This window comes from Streptomyces sp. SYSU D01066-1 (assembly GCF_054956795.1).
The window spans coordinates 173,141-191,224 of the sequence record NZ_JBUDHV010000009.1; the positions used below are offsets into that span (position 1 = coordinate 173,141).

Annotated in this window: 15 protein-coding genes; 4 read left to right on the plus strand and 11 right to left on the minus strand. The window is 74.9% G+C overall.

Translation table 11 applies throughout. The features are described from left to right. Entirely contained in the window at window positions 1-681 is a 681-nt protein-coding gene (locus ACY1JF_RS12080; protein WP_462705042.1) for a DUF4232 domain-containing protein, read from the minus strand. A gap of 102 nt (window positions 682-783) precedes the next feature. Next, complete coding sequence (locus tag ACY1JF_RS12085) at window positions 784-3,177, minus strand: SpoIIE family protein phosphatase (protein ID WP_462705043.1); 2,394 nt, start codon at window positions 3,175-3,177, stop codon at window positions 784-786. A 360-nt stretch (window positions 3,178-3,537) separates the two neighbouring features. Here ACY1JF_RS12085 and ACY1JF_RS12090 point away from each other — a divergent pair, with 360 nt between their 5' ends. From ACY1JF_RS12090 to ACY1JF_RS12105, 4 genes are all read left to right on the plus strand, one after another. Then, window positions 3,538-5,775 (plus strand): glycoside hydrolase family 9 protein, encoded by a 2,238-nt coding sequence (locus ACY1JF_RS12090; protein ID WP_462705044.1) that lies wholly within the window; start codon window positions 3,538-3,540, stop codon window positions 5,773-5,775. Window positions 5,776-5,857: 82 nt separating this feature from the next. Beyond that, the gene (locus ACY1JF_RS12095; RefSeq protein ID WP_462705045.1) at window positions 5,858-6,106 is read left to right on the plus strand and encodes a hypothetical protein; all 249 of its coding nucleotides are present in this window, start codon (window positions 5,858-5,860) and stop codon (window positions 6,104-6,106) included. A 3-nt stretch (window positions 6,107-6,109) separates the two neighbouring features. After that, on the plus strand, window positions 6,110-6,487 hold the full coding sequence (locus tag ACY1JF_RS12100) for a toxin Doc (protein WP_462705046.1): 378 nt from the start codon (window positions 6,110-6,112) through the stop codon (window positions 6,485-6,487). A gap of 244 nt (window positions 6,488-6,731) precedes the next feature. Continuing rightward, window positions 6,732-8,342 carry a ricin-type beta-trefoil lectin domain protein gene (locus ACY1JF_RS12105; protein ID WP_462705047.1) on the plus strand — a complete coding sequence of 537 codons (1,611 nt, stop codon included), beginning with the start codon at window positions 6,732-6,734 and terminating at the stop codon, window positions 8,340-8,342. Between the two features lie 62 nt (window positions 8,343-8,404). Here the strand turns inward: ACY1JF_RS12105 and ACY1JF_RS12110 are convergent, their stop codons facing one another. The 9 genes from ACY1JF_RS12110 to ACY1JF_RS12150 form a co-directional block, all read right to left on the minus strand. After that, window positions 8,405-8,644, minus strand: coding sequence for a CDGSH iron-sulfur domain-containing protein (locus ACY1JF_RS12110; RefSeq protein WP_462705048.1), 240 nt, complete (start codon window positions 8,642-8,644; stop codon window positions 8,405-8,407). Continuing rightward, entirely contained in the window at window positions 8,625-9,278 is a 654-nt protein-coding gene (locus ACY1JF_RS12115; RefSeq protein ID WP_462705049.1) for a HemK2/MTQ2 family protein methyltransferase, read from the minus strand. Before ACY1JF_RS12115 ends, ACY1JF_RS12110 begins: the two co-directional genes overlap by 20 nt. A 21-nt stretch (window positions 9,279-9,299) precedes the next feature. Continuing rightward, window positions 9,300-10,313: an iron-containing redox enzyme family protein gene (locus ACY1JF_RS12120; RefSeq protein WP_462705050.1), complete on the minus strand. Its 1,014-nt coding sequence runs from the start codon at window positions 10,311-10,313 to the stop codon at window positions 9,300-9,302. Window positions 10,314-10,522: 209 nt separating this feature from the next. After that, window positions 10,523-10,714: a hypothetical protein gene (locus ACY1JF_RS12125; protein WP_462705051.1), complete on the minus strand. Its 192-nt coding sequence runs from the start codon at window positions 10,712-10,714 to the stop codon at window positions 10,523-10,525. Between the two features lie 42 nt (window positions 10,715-10,756). Next, on the minus strand, window positions 10,757-11,776 hold the full coding sequence (locus tag ACY1JF_RS12130) for a Ppx/GppA family phosphatase (protein WP_462705052.1): 1,020 nt from the start codon (window positions 11,774-11,776) through the stop codon (window positions 10,757-10,759). 79 nt (window positions 11,777-11,855) lie between these two features. Then, a complete protein-coding gene (locus tag ACY1JF_RS12135) occupies window positions 11,856-14,684 on the minus strand; it encodes an NHLP bacteriocin export ABC transporter permease/ATPase subunit (protein WP_462705053.1) in 2,829 nt (942 codons plus the stop codon). A gap of 1 nt (window position 14,685) precedes the next feature. Then, window positions 14,686-16,908, minus strand: coding sequence for an NHLP family bacteriocin export ABC transporter peptidase/permease/ATPase subunit (locus tag ACY1JF_RS12140; protein WP_462705054.1), 2,223 nt, complete (start codon window positions 16,906-16,908; stop codon window positions 14,686-14,688). After that, window positions 16,905-17,711, minus strand: coding sequence for an HlyD family efflux transporter periplasmic adaptor subunit (locus ACY1JF_RS12145; protein WP_462705055.1), 807 nt, complete (start codon window positions 17,709-17,711; stop codon window positions 16,905-16,907). Before ACY1JF_RS12145 ends, ACY1JF_RS12140 begins: the two co-directional genes overlap by 4 nt. A 105-nt stretch (window positions 17,712-17,816) precedes the next feature. Further along, window positions 17,817-18,032 (minus strand): type A2 lantipeptide, encoded by a 216-nt coding sequence (locus ACY1JF_RS12150; protein WP_462705056.1) that lies wholly within the window; start codon window positions 18,030-18,032, stop codon window positions 17,817-17,819. Window positions 18,033-18,084 lie beyond the last annotated feature (52 nt).

The following is an 18,084-nucleotide window of genomic DNA, read 5'->3' on the forward strand; positions in this document are numbered from 1 at the left end:
TCAGGGGCCCGTGCCGGGGGCCAGGGCGGTGAGCGAGACCTCGGACTCGTTGCCGCCCACCGGGACCTCGCCGGCCTTCCACGCCACCTCCAGGGCGTCCCGCTCGTCCGGCGGGGTGACGAGCAGGGTCGCCGGGGCGGCGGCGCGCGCCCCGCTGATCTCCGGGCTGGCGAACGACAGCGCCGCCCAGGCGCTCTTGCCCGGGGTGAGGGTGACGGTCCGGGGCGAGGCGGGGTCGCGCACCGGGTCCGGGCCCAGCTGCGTGCCGGAAGCGTCGGCGAACGCGACGCCCGGATAGCCGTACAGGGTGCAGGTACGGGACGAGGTGTTGGTCAGGACCACGGGGAAGTTGCGCTGGCCGGCCCCCGGGTCGACGCGGCCGACAAAGGCCCGCAGCTCGTTGGTGCGGCACCGGCCGTCGGTGCGGGCGGAGGCCGACGCGGACCCGGCCGTGCCGGTCGGGACGGTGCCCGGTACGGCGCTGGACGCCGGGGTGCCGGGGGAGTCCGCGCCGGGTCCCGCCGTGGCCCCGTCCGCGGCCGTCCCCGCGGTCGTCGGGGAACGGTCCGGCGCCGTCACCGTACCGCCGCTGTCGCCGCCGCAGGCGGTCAGGGCGCCGAGCAGCGCGACCGCGCCCGCGAGCAGCGCCGTCCGGCGCCCCGGCCGGTATGTGTTCACCATCGCTGCCTCACACTCCTGGGGATTCGTCACGGCCGGACCGGGGTTCGTTCCCTCCGTCCTGTCTGTCCGGATGTCCCGCCGCCGGGCCCGGGAAACCGGCGTTCACCCCTGGTCCAGCAGCGCCAGCTCCGCCCAGATCGTCTTGCCCTCGGCGGTGTGCCGGCTGCCCCAGCGCTGGGTGAGCTGGGCGACCAGCAGCAGACCGCGCCCGCCCTCGTCCCACGTCTTGGCACGGCGCAGGTGCGGGGCGGTGTGGCTGGTGTCGGACACCTCGCAGATCAGCGTGGTCGCGTCGTGGATCAGCCGCAGCCGGATCGGCGGGGCGCCGTAGCGGATGGCGTTGGTGACCAGTTCGCTCACCACCAGTTCGGTGGTGAAGGAGGCCTCCGTCAGCGACCAGGTGGCCAGCTGGTCCAGGACCTGCTTGCGGACGGGGGCGACCAGCGCCGGGTCGGCGGGGATGTCCCAGGTCGCCACCCGGGACGGGGGCAGGCCCCGGGCGCGGGCCAGCAGCAGGGCCACGTCGTCGGCGGCGCCGCCCGGCGGCAGCAGGGTGCGCAGCACCCGGTCGCAGGTCTCGTCCAGGGCCGCGGACGAGGTGCCGGGCGGGGCTGCCGCCAGGGTCTCGCACAGCAGGGCGATACCGGCGTCGCCGTCCCGCTCCCGGCTCTCGATCAGCCCGTCGGTGTAGAACGCCAGCACCGAGCCCTCGCCTAGGTCCAGTTCGGCCGACTCGAACGGCAGCCCGCCCACGCCCAGCGGCGGCCCGGAGGGCAGTTCGACATGGTGGGGGCGACCGTCCGGCGGGACCAGGACGGGCGGCGGATGACCGGCCCGGGCCAGCGTGCAGCGCCGGGAGACCGGGTCGTAGACCGCGTACAGACAGGTGGCGCCGACCTCGCCGGTGCCGTCGCCGCCGGACTCGTCGGACAGCCGGACGACCAGGTCGTCGAGGTGGGTGAGGAGTTCGTCGGGGGCCAGGTCGATGTCGGCGAGGGTGCGCACGGCGGTACGCAGCCGGCCCATGGTGGCCGACGCCTGGATGCCGTGCCCGACCACGTCCCCCACGACCATCGCGACCCGCATCCCGGACAGCGGGATGACGTCGAACCAGTCGCCGCCCACTCCGGCGCGGGCCGCCGGGAGGTAGCGGGAGGCGGCCTGCACCGCCGCCGTGGGCGGCAGCTGGCGGGGGAGCAGGCTGCGCTGGAGGGTCAGCGTGGTCTCCCGCTCCCGGGAGTAGCGGCGGGCGTTGTCGATGCAGACGGCGGCCCGCGCGGTGACCTCCTCGGCCAGCAGCACGTCGTCGTGGGTGAACGGCTCCGGACGCCGGAAGCGGGCGAAGACCGCGACCCCGAGGGTGGTGCCCCGGGCCTGGAGCGGTACGGCCAGCGTGGAGTGGACGCCGTGCTCCCGCGCCGCCTCGCGGCGGACCTCGTCCGGGTCCCGCCCTCCCGCGCCGTTCCCGTAGGGCACCGCGGTCACGATCGCGTCCCCGGTGAGCAGGCACTCGGCCTGCGGCGAGCCGGCCGGGTAGGCGTCGAGCCGGCCCGGTTCGGCCACCGCCTGCGGGTACCCCGGCGCGACCGACGCGTTGGCGGCCCGGCGCAGGGTCACCGGCGGGACCGTCCTGCCCGGGTGCTCGCCGCCGTGCTCCCCCGGCTCGGTCAGGTCGACGCTGACGAAGTCGGCGAGGACCGGGACGCAGACCTGGGCGAGTTCCCGGGCGGTGCGGGTGACGTCGAGCGTGGTGCCGATGCGCACACTGGCCTCGTTGACCAGCTGGAGCCGTTCCCGGGCCAGGTGCTGCTCGGTGAAGTCGTTGACGCTCACGCAGATGCCGCGGATCCGGCCGTCGGGGCCGGTGAGCCGCGCGACGCGGGCCAGCCACGCCTGGGGGTGGTTCTTGCCCGCGACCTGCTGGAACGTCTCCATCTCGTGTTCCCGCCCGGTGGCGAGCACCCACCGGAGGTTCTCCTCGTACTTGGCGTACTCCGGCTGGCTGTCGATGTCGGTGAGCCGCAGGCCGAGCAGCTGTTCGGGCGGCACCATCATCAGGCGGGCCATGGCGTCGTTGACGCCGCACAGGCGCAGCTGTTCGTCGAAAATCAGCATGGCGCAGGGCGACTGGGTCAGCGCCAGGTCGCGCAGGGGGCCGTCCGCCGGGTCGGGGACGCCGTCCCGCGGTGTGACCGCCAGCCAGCCGGCCGAGCGGCCGTCGTCCGACCAGCGGCGGTGGACGAGCACCCGGGCGGACACCACGTGCCCGTCGCGGTGCCGCAGCTTCAGCATGCCGTACCAGCGGTCGTCGCCGGGGCCCGGGGGCTCGCCCTGGCCGGCTCCGGCCAGCAGGTCGGCGGCGGGCCGTCCCACGACCTCTTCCGGCGGGTGACCGAGCAGGCTGCTCGCCCCCTCGTTCCAGTGCAGTACCACGCCGGTGTCGTCGATGACAGCCCGGGCCGTGGCGGCATCGTCGTACGGGTTGACCGGGCTCATCGTTGCCACTCCATCGCGCACACTCACAGTGAACGGTGTGTCACTTGGGTCACAGACTAGTGCGTCACAGGGCTCGCGCGGACCCGAACTCGGGCTGTACGGCACTTGGTGGGCGCACGGGGTCTTCAACGGGCGCGACGGGTGCGGCGCGTGCGGTGGAAGTGCGCCTCCGCCCCTTACGTACGCCGGATCCGCCGAGGCGGCTCCGGCCGGGGGCGGCGGTCCGGGCGGAACGCGTTCCGCCCGGACCGTTGACGGGGTGTCACGTCTGCAACAAACATGGTCGGCGTCCGTCTCTGGGAGCGCTCCCACGCCATCGCGCGGGGAGCGCCGCCCGCACCTCCCCCGAGGAGCCCAGACGTGAGAAGACGCAGCACCGTCCTCGTGCCCCTGACCGCCCTGCTGGCGGCGGCCCTCACCGCGCTGCCCGCGGGACCGGCGGGCGCCGAGGAGACCGAGCAGGTCAGGAACGGCACGTTCGACGACGGCACCGACCCCTGGTGGACGACCGGCGACCTCACCGCCGCCGTGGACGACGGCCGGCTCTGCGCCGACGTCCCCGGCGGCACGGCGAACCGCTGGGACGCGATCGTCGGCCAGAACGACATCCCGCTCGCGGCGGGGGAGACGTATCGTTTCTCCTTCCGTGCGAGCGGCACGCCCGGCGGGCACGCGGTCCGGGCCCTGGTCGGGCTCGCGGTGGAGCCGTACGACGCCTACCACGAGGCCGTTGCGCAGCCGAGCGGCTCCGGCGACAGCTACTCCTACACCTTCACCGCGCCCGTCGGCACCGACCGGGGGCAGGTCGCCTTCCAGGTCGGCGGGAGCGCCGAGCCGTGGCGGTTCTGCCTGGACGACGTCTCCCTGCTCGGCGGGGTGCCCCCGGAGCCGTACGAGCCCGACACCGGGCCGCGGGTCCGGGTCAACCAGGTCGCCTACCTGCCGGACGGGCCGAAGAACGCCACCCTCGTCACCGACGCGGCCGGCGCGCTGCCCTGGCGGCTCCAGGACGCCGGCGGCGCGGTGGTCGCCCGCGGCCGGACCGTGCCGCGCGGCACCGACGCCTCCTCCGGGCAGAACGTCCACTCCATCGACTTCGGCCGCTACGGCAGGCGCGGCACCGGGCTCACCCTGGTCGCCGACGGCGAGACCAGCCGCCCCTTCGACATCGGCGCGGACGCCTACGAGCGGCTGCGCACCGACGCCGTGAAGTTCTACTACACGCAGCGCAGCGGCCTCGCGATCCGCGACGACCTGCGCCCCGGCTACGCCCGCCCCGCCGGGCACGTGGGCGTCGCGCCCAACCAGGGCGACACCGACGTGCCCTGCCGGCCGGGCGTCTGCGACTACCGGCTCGACGTCTCCGGCGGCTGGTACGACGCCGGCGACCACGGCAAGTACGTCGTCAACGGCGGCATCTCCGTGTGGGAGCTGCTGAGCACGTACGAGCGCGCGCTGCACACCCGGGGGGCCGAGCCCTTCCGCGACGGCGCCCTCGCCCTTCCCGAGAGCGGCAACAAGGTGCCCGACCTCCTCGACGAGGTCCGCTGGGAGCTGGACTTCCTGCTGAGGATGCAGGTCCCCCAGGGGCAGCCGCTGGCGGGCATGGCCCACCACAAGGTCCACGACGAGCAGTGGACGGGCCTGCCCCTGCTGCCGAGCGACGACCCGCAGCAGCGCGAACTGCACCCGCCGACCACCGCGGCCACCCTCAACCTCGCCGCCACCGCGGCCCAGGCGGCCCGCCTCTACGAGCCGTACGACCGCGAGTTCGCCGCGCGGGCGCTGGAGGCCGCCCGCACGGCCTGGGGGGCGGCGCTCGCCCACCCCGACGCGTACGCCGACGAGAACGACGGCGTCGGCGGCGGCGCCTACCCAGACCGGGACGTGCGGGACGAGTTCTACTGGGCGGCGGCCGAGCTGTACCTCACCACCGGGGAGAAGGACTTCCGGGACCACGTGCTCGCCTCACCGGTCCACACCGCCGACATCTTCGGCCCGCTCGGCTTCGACTGGGCCCGCACCGCCGCCGCGGCCCGCCTGGACCTGGCGACCGTGCCCAGCCGGCTGCCCGGCCGGGACGCCGTCCGCCGCTCCGTCGTCCGGGGCGCCGACCGCTACCTGGCCACCCTGGACACCCACCCCTACGGGATGCCGTACGCCCCCGAGGGCAACGTCTACGACTGGGGCTCCAGCCACCAGGTCCTCAACAACGCGGTCGTGCTCGCCACCGCCCACGACCTCACCGGCGCCGCCAAGTACCGGGACGGCGCCCTGCAGAGCATGGACTACATCCTGGGCCGCAACGCGCTGAACGTCTCCTACGTCACCGGCTACGGAGAGGTCAGCGCGCACCACCAGCACAGCCGCTGGTACGCCCGCCAGCTCGACCCGGCGCTCCCCGGCCCGCCGGCCGGCACCCTCGCCGGCGGTCCGAACTCCAGCATCCAGGACCCGCTGGCCCAGGCGAAACTCCAGGGCTGCGTCGGCCAGTTCTGCTACATCGACGACATCCGGTCCTGGTCGACCAACGAGACCACCGTCAACTGGAACGCCGCGCTGGCCCGCATGGCGGCCTTCGTGGCCGACCAGGGCTGAACGGGCTTTCCGCGGTACCGCCCGGATCCTCTGCTGACCTGCAAGTATTTACGAGTCAGTACCCGAGCGGTACCGTAGGAGCATGCCAGCCTTGAACGTGGAGTTCAGTGACCGCGAACTCGAGGACCTGCGTCAGATCGCCAAGGAGCGCGGTACGTCGATGAAGGCCCTGGTCCGGGAGGCCGCCGCCGCCGACATCGCGCGGCACCGGGCGCTCCAGGAAGGCGCGGAGGCCTTCCGCCGGTTCTTCAAGGGGCACGCGGACGAGTTCGCCGCCGCCTTCCCCGACGACGAACCGCCCTCCGCCCGGGGCGCGGGACGGGCCGCCTGACGCATGGCATCCGTCCTTCACATCGACGTGCCCTGGCTGCTCCAGCGCCACGAGGAAGTGCTGCCGGACCAGCCCGTCGTCAACGACTTCTCCGCCCTGGTCGCCGCCGTCGCCCGGCACCGGGTTGACCCGCCCCGCCTCGGCGTGGACTCCGACCCGGCCTGGCGGGCCGCCGCCCTGCTGCACACCCTCGCCGTGCTCAAGCCGCTGCCGGCGGCCAACGCCCGGTTCGCCTGCGCGACCGCCGTGGCCTACATGTTCGTCAGCGGCGCCGGCATCGACCCGCCCTACGGCGCGCTGGTCGACCTGGCCCGCGATCTGATGTCGGGCGAGGCGGACGTCTACCGGGCGGCCGACCGGCTGCGCTCCTGGCAGATATGACGCCGGGGCCGGCACCGGGCCGGCGCCCGGGCTCCTGCCGCGGCTCGCACCGGGGCTGGCTTCCCTTCACGTGTGCAGGTTTCCCAAGTGCCTTGTTGGGATTGTGTGTTCGTGCCAGAGTGATGCCCCCGTGCGGGGGGTGACGGCCGGGTGACGCACGCGCCCTGATGGACCGGGTCCGCTGCACCGTCGGCGCGCTCCCCGCCTTGGCCGCCGCCCTGCGCGTGGGAAGGAAAACCTCTCAGTGCCCACCCCTCGTCCCCCTCGTCCGCTCCGGCCCCCGACCGGCGGAGACCCGGGGGAGTCCGACGCCGTCCTCGCCGCCCGGCTGCGGGAGCGTCCGGAGAGCCTGGCCGCCTCCGCCGCCGCGCTGCTCACCGCGCGGCACTGGCGGCCGGCGCACGACTACGCCGCCATCTGCCTCGCCACCCCGGCGGACACCGCCGCCATGGTCACCGCCGCCGCCTTCCGCAAGGTCCTGGACCGGCTGGCGCAGGGCGATCCGGCCGGGGCCCTGCGCCCCCGGCTCCTGGTGGCCGTGCGCGACACGGTCCGGCAGTGGTCCGCCGACGAGCGGATCTCCACGGCCCTGCCGGAACTGCTCAAACCGGCGGGCGGACGCGGCATGCGCACCGCCAAGTCGCTGACCCCGGAGAACCGGACGCTGGCCGCGCGGGCCTTCGAGTCGCTCCCGGCGACCGCCCGCTGCCTGCTGTGGCACACCGAGGTCGAGGCCGAACCCGTGAGCGTCCCGGCCGGGCTCCTGGGCCTGGACCCCGACACGGCGTCGGTGGCGCTGGCACAGGCGCGGGAGCACTTCCGCGAGGCGTGCGCACGCGCCCACCGGCAGTTCGCGCCCACCCAGGACTGCCGGTTCCACAACCGCCTCCTCGACGTCCCGATCCGCCGGGGCACCGAACTGCTCCCGGACGTCCGCGAACACCTGGAGCACTGCCGTCACTGCCGGCACGCGGCCGAGCAACTGGCCCTGGCCGAAACCGCGCCGGCCACCCTCGTGGCCGAGGCCGTCCTCGGCTGGGGCGCCCGCCGCTACCTCGACTCCCGGCCCGGCCGCGCCGCCCCGGGCTCCGGCGCCAAGGGCACCGCCCGGCACCGCGGCGCCCGCACCGGCCTGCTGGCCCGGATGCCCGTGTGCCGCCCGCCGCGCCGCCCGCGCTCGGCCGGGTCCGTGCTCCGGGGCGTCGGCGCCGCCTCGGCCGGCGTCCTGATGACCGCGCTGGTGATCAACTCCTGGAGCTACGACGGGGGCGGCGCGGGACCGGCCGCCTCCACCGGCGCCGCCGGCCACGAACCCTCCGCCTCGGCGCCCGCCGCGCCCGCGCCCACCGGGGCCGCCGGATTACCCGCCGCACCGGTCGGCACCCGGCTGCGCAACGAGGCCGCCGGGCTGTGCCTGGACGTCCCCGGCGTGCCGAGGGCCGGGGCGGGGGCCCGGCTGACGGCCTGCTCGTCGCGGTGGACCCAGCGGTGGACGTACGAGGACGACGGGCTGCTGCGGTCGGTGGCCGACCCGGGACTGTGCCTGGACTCGCGGGCGGACGCCGGCGTCGTCGTCCTGGGCACCTGTGCCGACGAGGGCACCGCACGGGGCTATGACGTGCGCTACGCCCTGACCACGGACGACGAACTGGTGCTCCGCAGGGACCCGCAGCTCGCCCTCGCCGTCACCGCCGCCGAGCCCGGCGCCGACATCGTGGTCAAGCTGCGCGACAGCTCCACCGCACAGCGCTGGCGCACCGACTTGGCCCCGGCCTCCCCGACGCTCTCCGGGCCGGCGCCGGCCGCCGGGCGAAAGGACCCGGCGGCGCGTTCCGTCGGACTGGCCGGCCGCTGACCACGGGTCCCGTCGGGGCCGGTGGTCAGCGGCCGGCGGGGGAGGGCGGTCGCGCGCCCGGTTCAGTCCCGCCGCGCCGCGTCGTCGGCCCCGCCGTCGCCGGGCCGGCGCCGGGCGCGGTGGCTGGTGTCGCACCACGGGAAGCGGCGGCTGCGGCGGCAGGTGCACAGGGCGACCCGGAAGCGGTCGCAGGACACCGTCGTGCCGTCCTCCAGTTCGATTTCCACGGGGCCCTCCACCAGCAGGGGGCCCCGGCGCCGGAGCGTGATCCGGCGAGGGGTGTCAGACGGGGAGTTCGGCACGGACGACCACCAGCTCTTCCTCGTTGTCGGTACCGGACAGCAGACCCCGTCGGCGCAGCCAGGCCTCCCGGTCGCGCAGCACCGGGCCGAAGGCGATCCGCTGCCGCCGGATCACCGCGGCCTTGAGACCGGCGGCCCGCAGCTGTCCGACGGTGCCGTCGGGGTCGCTGAACGCCGACTGCACCAGCAGCAGCACCCCGCCGGGCCGCAGCCGCGCCGGCGCCTGGCGGCAGATCCGGTCCAGGTGCAGCCGGCCGTCGTGGCCCGCGTCCCAGGCGCGGGCCGCGCCCCGCGGCCGGCGCGGCCCGGCGGGCGAGGGCACGTACGGCGGGTTGGCCAGGATCAGGTCGAAGGTCTCGCCCAGCACGGGGGTGAACAGGTTCCCGTGCCGCACCCGGATCGGCAGCCCGGCCCGCGCGGCGTTCAGCCGGGCGGTGCACACCGCCCGCCAGGACACGTCCACCGCGGTGACCCGGGCGCCCCGGCGGGCGGCGGCCAGGGCCAGCGCCCCGGTTCCGGTGCACACGTCGAGGACGTCCGCGCCGGTGGTGAGCGGCTCGTCGTTCAGGGCGTCGGACAACAGCGCCGTGTCTTCTTGCGGGGCGTACACGCCCGGCAGCACCAGTGGACTCACGCGTCCCTGGTACCCCTGTGGTCAGGAAGTATGGGGCCCGGCTTCCGCCAGCGGGACGCGCAGGGACGAGCGGCCCGCCCGCCACTCGGTGAGCAGCCGGGCGGCGAGCAGGTCCTCGACGTGTCCGGTGGCGTCCATGCCGAAGATGACGTCGGGGGCGAGGTGCGGCTCCTCCTCCAGCAGACCGCCGATCACCTCGTGCCGGACGACCTGCTCGTGGACCGCGTCGGCCTCGACGTGCTCGTCGTAGAAGTGCTCGGCGGCCGGTCCGGCGCCGGTGCGGCGCATCGCCTCGGCCAGCCGCTGGGAACCGGGCGAGGAGGTGATCTCGACCGCCGCGAAGTGGCCCACGAGGGCGCCGCGCAGGGACCGGTGCAGTCCGAACAGGGACATCATGTTGACGGTGGCGAGCGTCTCCGCGGACGCGGCGTCCAGGTAGCGTCCGTACGAGGTGTCCAGGCCCAGGTCGGTCATCAGGTCGGCGAACAGACGGGCGTGCACCCGGTCGGCGCGTCCGCCGCCGTACTCGTCGTACTCCACCGCCGCCATCCCGGCCTTCGCCCGGCCCCACAGCCGGGGCAGCACCCAGGCGTGCGGGTCGGCCTCCTTCAGGTGGTACAGGGAGCGCTGCGCGGCGTACTCGCGCAGGTGCCACAGTTCGCCCTTGTCGCGCAGGAAGTGGGTGACGCCGGTGCCGTCCACCGGTTCCACCAGCAGGTCGTCGATGGCGGCCTCGACGGTGTCGTGGACGCGGGTGCCGGCCCGCAGGGCGGCCAGGAAGCGGGCCTCCAGCGCCCCGCGCAGACGCAGCAGGGCGGGGTCCCACTCCATGTCGGCGTCGACTCCGGCGAATCCGCGGTAGTGCAGTTCGTAGCACTGGTACAGGGCGAGCTGGAGGTCGTCGCCCCAGGCCGGGGCGGACTCCACGGTCTCGGGACGGGGGAGGGGGCCGGTGCCCCGCAGATGGTCCCGGACGGCCGCGGAGAGGGGGCCCCGGGGGGACGGCAGTGGTGGTTCTTCGCGGTCGGTGTACATGGGGTGCCTGGTACCCGGGAGGGCGGTCGGCATCCCCGCCGGGGCGGGGGGCCTTCGCGGGGCGGCCGCGGGCGCGGTGGGGGCCGGTCGCGCGGTTCCCCGCGCCCCCGGACGCCCCCGTCCGTCGTCCGTGACCGGGCAGGCGTGCCCATGGCCGCCCCGCGAAGGCCGGGTGGGCGTGCCCGCGGCCGTCCTGCGACGGCCGGGCGTCAGTCGTGCCCCGACTGCTCCTGCGCCCCTGTGTTGGGGGAGATCGCGTCCCCCGCCTCGCCGTGGTGCCGCCGCTGCCGCTCCGTCCCGGGGACGCGCCTCTCCGCCTCCTCGATCTCGCGCATGACCTCTTCCAGGGCCGTCTCGGGCTTCTTCCCGCCGTTCTCGCCGTTCTCGCCGTTCTGGGTCACGAAAGCTCCTTGCCTCGGATGATCTCGGATGATGCGGGATGGTCAGCGCGCGGCCGCGGCGATCCGCAGCGGCACCGGGCCGCCCGGGCCGGCGGACTCCTCGTTCCGCTCGTTCCGCCGGACGATCTCCGCCCACCAGGAGGGGCCGTCCTCGATATGGCGCAGCAGCACCCCCTCGCGGATCGCCCAGGGACAGACGGTCACCGTGTCCAGGCCGGTCAGCTTCATCGCGGTGTGCGCGATCACCGCGCCGGCCAGGCTCTGCGCGGCGCGCGGCGCGGAGATGCCGGGCAGCCGGGCCCGTTCGGCGGCGGGCAGCGCGGCCAGCCGGTCGATCGCCGTCCTCAGGTCGGCGCAGCGCAGCTCCCGCTCCACGAACGGCCCCCGGCGGCCGGGCGCGGCGCCGCACAGCCGCCCCAGTTGCTGGAAGGTCCGTGAGGTGGCCACGGCGGTGCGCGGCCCCTCCCAGCGGATCCGGGCCGCCGCGTCCCGCAACTGGTGGCGCACCCGGCGGCGCAGCGCCCGTACGGCCTCCGGCGCCGGCGGGTCCTGGTCCCCGAGGAACTCGTGGGTCAGCCGGTTCGCCCCCAGCGGCAGCGAGGCCACGAAGTCGGGCAGCCGGCCGCGGCCGAAGGCGACCTCCAGGGAGCCGCCGCCGATGTCGAGCAGCGCCAGCGGACCGGACCGCCAGCCCATCCAGCGCCGCGCGCCGAGGAAGGTCAGCTCGCCCTCCACCTCGCCCGGCAGGGTGCACAGGGCGACGCCGGTGCGGGACCGCACGGCGTCCAGCACCTCCTGCCGGTTGGGCGCGGCCCGTACCACCGCGGTCGCGAACGCCAGCGGCCCGGCCGCGCCCCAGCGGGACGCGGTGCGGCTCGCCTCGGCGACCGCCTCGACCAGCCGCTCGACCGCTTCCCCGGGAATCGGCCCCCCTGGGCTGACCTGGTCGGACAACCGCAGCCGCCACTTGGCGGTGTGCACCGGCAGCGGTATCCCGCCCTCGGCGTCCGCCACCACCAGACGGACCGTCTTCGACCCGACGTCCACCACGCTGATTCGCATGCTGCCGCAGGTACCCATTTACTGGGCGGATCAACGCCGTTCACCGAGAGTTGGCCTGTCGAGGCCCCTTTGCGGCCGATCAGGCCAACTGGCGCCGCACCAGTTCGCGCAGCCGGCCGGAGGCGTCCGCGAGCAGGACGCCGGGCGGCCCCTGCTGGACGACCTTGCCGTCCTCCATGACGATCACCCGGTCGGCGTCCAGCACGGTGGACAGGCGGTGCGCGATGACGATCCGGGTGGCGTCGAGCGCCTTGGTGGCCTCGATCACGGTGCGCTGCGTCGCGTTGTCCAGGGCGCTGGTCGCCTCGTCGAAGAAGAGCACGCGCGGCCGGCGGATCAGCGCCTGCGCGATCATCAGCCGCTGCCGCTGGCCGCCGGAGATCGACCCGGCGCCCGAGACGATGGTGTGCAGGCCCATCGGCATCCGCCGGATGTCGTCGGCGAGCCCGGCCATCTCGGCCGCCGCCATCGCCTCCTCGGGCGTGTACGGCTGGGTGCCGCGGATGACGTCCAGGATCGACCCGGTGAACGGCTGGGCGTGCTGGAGCACCACCCCGCACTGCCGCCGCACCGCCGACCGGTCGAGGGCGGCCAGGTCCTGACCGTCGTAGAGGACGCTGCCGGAGAGCGGGCGGTCGAAGCCGATGAGCAGTCTGAGCAGCGTGGACTTGCCGCAGCCGCTGGGGCCGACGATCGCCGTGAACTCGCCCGGCCGCACCTCGAAGGACACGTCGTCCAGCACCAGCGGACCGTCGTCGGTGTACCGGAACGACAGCCGCCGCGCCTCGATCGCCCCCGTCAGCGGCCCCGGCCGGATGCTTCCCCCGGGCACCTCCGGGGCCGCCTCCAGCACCGGCTTGATCTCCTCGAACAAGGGCAGCGCGGCCACCACCGACACGAACGCTCCGGTCAGCTGGGTGACCGAGGTCAGCAGCATGGTCACCGAGGTGTTGAAGGCCAGGAACTGGGCCGCCGACATCGACCCGCGCGCCGGGCCCGCCAGCAGCATGAACATCAGCAGCGTGCACAGCGGCAGGTAGACCGCGCCGAGCACCGCGTTGAGGTTCTTGACGCGCCCGGCCCCGCGCTGCAGTTCCCGGCTGCGCGCGAACTGCCCGGCCCACGCCGCGTAGGCGTAGTTCTCGGCCGCCGCCACCCGCAGCTTGGGCAGCCCGCGCAGGGTCTGGAACGCCTGGTTGTTCAGCTTGTTGCCGAGCACCACGAGCCGCCGCTGCCAGCGCACCTGCCACAGCCCCAGCCCCAGGAACACCGCCGCCACGACGACCAGCATGCCGACCGCCGCCAGCGCCATCGGCACGCTGTACCAGAGCAGCAGCCCCAGGTTCATCACCCCGACGGTCACCGACTGGGCCACCGTCGGGCCGACCCCGGCCAGCAGCCGGCGGATCTGGCTGACGCCCATGGCGGCACTGGCCAGCTCCCCGGTGGAGCGCTCGGTGAAGAACTTCGTCGGCAGCCGCAGCAGCCGGTCCCACACGGCGGGCTGGAGGGTGGCCTCGATCCGGCCCTCCAGGCGCAGGATGGTCAGGTTCTGCAGCAGCGTGAAGGCCGCCGCCACGACACCGCTCAGCATCACCGCCAGGCAGACCTGCGTGATCAGGTCGGTCCGCGCCTTCGGCACGTACTCGCCGAGCACCTTGCCGGTGGCGACCGGCACCAGCGCCCCGATCGCCACCGTGACCAGGCCGGCGAGCAGGAGACGTGCCAGATCGCCGCGGGTGCCCCGAAGGCAGAACCGTAGCAGCCGCAGCGGGCCGGGCCGGCGCTGTGGCAGCGGACGGTAGAACATCACCGCGCGCGGCTCGAACTCCTTGGCGTTCGCCTTCTCCACCGGCGTCCGCCGGCCGGTCACCGGATGCACGGCCACGTACCCGCCGCGCCGCCACAGCAGCGCCACCGGCGCCCCGGACAGTGCCCGGTGCCCCACCAGCGGCCCGACGTCCTCCCGCCACCAGCGCCCCTCGAGGCGCACCGCCCGGGTCCGTACCCGCGAGGCCAGCGCGATCCGCTCCACCTCGTCGAGGCGGTCGCTCCCGGCGGCGCCGCGCGCGGGCTCGGCGAGCGCGATCCCGGCGGCCCGGGCGACCAGCTCGCAGGCCGCGTACGTGGCGTCGGCGTCGGCGGCCGTGGCACGCGGGTGGTCCCGCTCGCCGAGGGAGGCCAGCAGGGTGCGGTCGGCCCGGTCGCGCACCGCCTCGCCGGCCTTGATGCCGGCGGCGGTACGGGTCTCGTGGGCGCGCTCCAGCTGTTCGATCCAGCGGTCCAGCGCGGTCAGCAGCCGGTACTGCTGGTCGACCAGGGACTGCCACAGCGCCGGGTCCATCAGCAGGTCGGCCGCCGCCTGGTCGCCGTGGACCGCGCCGTACTGGACGCTGCCCGGCGGGACCCGCATCCAGAACACGTCGTCGTCGCCGACCGCCCCCGCCCGGTCGCCGGCCACCGGCGCCTGGAAGAGGACGGACAGGCCCCGGCCGACGCCGAGGGCGAGGGCGTACTCCAGCGGGCTCGTCGTCGGCGGTACGTACTGGGGGCTGCCGTACTCGTCGTAGGACCAGGTCCGGGTGGTCGCCGGCTGGTACAGCTCGCGCAGCCCGACGCGGCGCAGCACACAGTCCCGCAGCGGGCGGGCCACCAGGGTGTGCCCGGGGCCCGCGACCGGGCCGAGCAGCAGCGCGCCCGCCTCCAGGCGGCCCAGGTGGTGCCAGGCGCCCTGCTGCCGCGCGTCCACGGCGAACAGGTCGACGGCGCCCGCCGCGACCAGCCACAGCACCTGCGGCCCTTCCAGGTCCAGGCGGCTGAGCCCGGCGCAGTCGACCGGTGTGCCCAGCGCGCCCAGCGCGCCCAGGACGACGTCGCCCTCGGGGAGTCCGGGGTGTACGGCAGTCATCTCATCGCTCCCTGACCAGCGCCGCGTAGGCGCCGCCGCGCGCCACCAGTTCCTCGTGCCGTCCGCGTTCGACGACCGTGCCCCGCGTCAGGACGACGATCTCGTCGCTGTCGCGCACCGTGCTCAGCCGGTGCGCGATCACCACGCAGGCGCAGCCCCGCCGGCGCAGGTTGTCCATCACGACCTGCTCGGTCTCCGCGTCCAGCGCGCTGGTCACCTCGTCCAGGACCAGGACGCTGGGGCGGCGCACCAGGGCCCGCGCGATCTCCAGGCGCTGGCGCTGCCCGCCGGAGAAGTTCCGGCCGTCCTGCTCGACCCGGCTGCGGATGCCGCCCGGCCGGCGCATCACGACGTCGTACAGCGCCGCGTCCTTCAGCGCCTGGACCACCGCGTCGTCGGGCACGGACGGGTCCCACAGCGCCACGTTGTCCCGGACGGTGCCCTCGAAGAGGAACACCTCCTGGTCGACGAAGGAGACGGAGGCCGCCAGCGCCCCGCGCGGGATGTCCTCCAGGCGCTGCCCGTCGATGCGGATCACCCCGTCCCACGGGGTGTACAGGCCCGAGATCAGCCGGGACACCGTGGACTTGCCGCTGCCCGAGCCGCCGACCAGCGCCACCTGCCGCCCCGGGCCGACGGTCAGGTCGAAGCCGGTGAGCAGCGGCTTGTCGAGGGGGTTGTAGCCGAAGGAGACGTTCTCCAGCTCGAGGTGACCGCGCAGGCGGCGGGTGGACCCGCCGGTGCCGGGCCGGCCGTGGAGCGGGTCGGCGCCGAAGTCCTCCACGTCCTTCAGCCGGGCCACGTCGGCCGCGAAGTCCTGGATGCGGCCGGCGACGCCGTTGAGCCGGGTCAGCGGCGCGGTGAAGCGGGTGACCAGCGCCTGGAAGGCGACCAGCAGACCGACCGAGATGTGGCCCTCCACCGCGCGCAGACCGCCGATCCACAAGATCAGCGCGCTGTTGAGGGTGGCCAGGGCCGGCGCGACCACGCCCAGGCAGGCACTGGGCACCCCCAGGCGCTGCTGCTCCTCCAGCGTGGTGGCGTGCTGCCCGGCCCACTTGCGGAAGTAGCCGTCCTCGCCGCCGGTCGCCTTCATCGTCTCGATCAGCTGGAGGCCGGTGTACGCGGTGTTGGTCAGCCGGGCCGAGTCCGCGCGCAGCTTCGCCGTGCGGGTCGCCCGCAGCTTGACCACGACCCGCATCGCCACGATGTTCAGCAGCGCCACCCCGATGCCGACGAAGGTGAGCTGGGGGTCGTAGGTGTACAGCAGCAGCGCGTACAGGACGACGACCACCGCGTCCACGCCGGCCGCCGCGAGGTCCCGGGAGAGGGTCTCGGCCACCGCGTCGTTGGACTGCAGCCGCTGCACCAGGTCGGCCGGGCTGCGCTGCGCGAAGAACGTCACCGGCAGCCGCAGCAGGTGCCGCAGGAAGCGGGCGCTGGAGAGGGTGGAGGAGATCAGCCGGCCGCGCAGCAGGTTGCCCTGCTGCAGCCAGGTCAGCACCAGGGTGAGCAGCACGCACGCCGCCATGCAGGCGAACACCACGCCCAGCAGCGAGGTCTGCCCGCCGATCAGGAACATGTCGATGTAGGTACGGCTGAGCGCGGGCACCGCCGCGCCGACCAGCACCAGCAGCAGGCTCGCCAGCACCGCCGCCGGCAGGGTGCCGGCGGTGCCGCGCAGCCGGGCCGGCATCGCGCCGAGCACGCCGGGCCTGCGTCCGCCCGTGCTGAAGCCGGGGCCGGGCTCCATGGTCAGGACCACGCCGGTGAAGGAGCCGTCGAACTCCTCCAGGGTGACGAACCGGCGTCCCTTGCCGGGGTCGTTGACGAAGACGCCCCGGCGGCCGAAGCGGCGGCCCACGCCGTCGTAGACGACGTAGTGGTTGAACTCCCAGAACAGCACCGCCGGGGCCGCGACCCCGGCGAGGGCGGCCAGGTCCATCTGCATGCCCTTGGCGGTCAGGCCGTAGCTCCGCGCCGCCTTCAGGAGGTTGCTGGCGCGCGAGCCGTCGCGGGAGACGCCGCAGGCGATGCGCAGCTCCTCCAGCGGGACGTACCGGCCGTAGTGGCCGAGGACCATCGCGAGCGAGGCGGCGCCGCACTCCACGGCCTCCATCTGGAGCACCGTGGGCGTACGGACCGTCCTCGTCCGGCCCCTGGGCGCCCTGCGTTCGGGCGGGGCGGCGCGGCGGCGGCCCCGGCGTCCGGTCGCGCCGCTCATGGCAGCAGCCAGTCGACGGGGTGCTGGTCGGCCAGCCGCACCGAACCGGTGGCCAGGGTCATCGAGGACAGGCCGAACGGCGGACCCTCGGCGGACGACCAGGCGTAACCGCTCCTGGTCGTCGCGGACCTGTCGAGGCTGACGGTGACGGCGACCGGCCTGCCGTCCTCGGTGAACTGCTCGCCGAGCTGGCTGTCGCCGAGGAAGGCGGCGATCTGCGACGCGGACTGGGCGGTCCGGTCCACGGACGTCACCCGGCCGCGCAGCACGCCGTACTCCTGGGCCGGCACCGACTGCACGGTCAGGTCGACGGCGGCGTGCGCGGGGATGGCGGCGGCGCTCTCGGCGGGCACGTACACCGTGGCGTAGAGGGGGTCGTCGGCGTGCGCGACCTTCTCCACGGCGGCCACGTCGGCGCCGGTCCGGATGATCTGGCCGACGGTGGCGGCGAGCGCGCTGACCCGGCCCGCGTCGACGGCGCGCACGACGGTCTCGCCCTGGGCGGTACGGACCTTCAGGACGGGCGCGCCGGCGCCCAGCCGCTGCCCCTGCTCCGCCACGACGGCGGTGACCTGCCCGGCGACCGGGCTCTGGAGCAGATAACTGCCCTGGTTGTGCGTGAGGACGGCCGGCGCGTCGACCGTGGAGGCCACCGAGCCGGTCACGGCCCATACGGAGGCGGCCGCCATCGCGAGCACGGTGACGGACAGCACCAGCCAGCCCTGGGGACGGGCGAAGCGCACGGGGAGGTCGAGCTCCTCCGGTGACTGGTGCTTGGTGAGGGCCTGTTGGCGGAACTGCACGGGAGGGGTCCAGGTTTCCGGGTTCAGGGTTTTCCGGGGGAGGGGACGCCGAGAAGTCCCGGAGCCGGGGATGCGGCTCCGGGACTCAGCGGCGCGTGGGCGCGGTCAGAGACCGGCGACCAGGCCGGTGACCGGGGCGGTGTCCAGACCGGTGACACCCTCGACCGTGCCGACGACCGTGCCGACCACGCCGGTGACCGGGGCGACGCCGTCCACGGCAGCGGTGACGGCGCCCAGGGCGTTCACGCTCAGGCCGCCGGAGACGTTGTCCAGCTCGGCGTCCGAGATCTCGACGGTCTCGACCTGGGGGGTGGAGTTCATGACGGAACTTCCCTTCGTATAGCCATTTCACAAGGGGGGAGCGGCCCCCTCT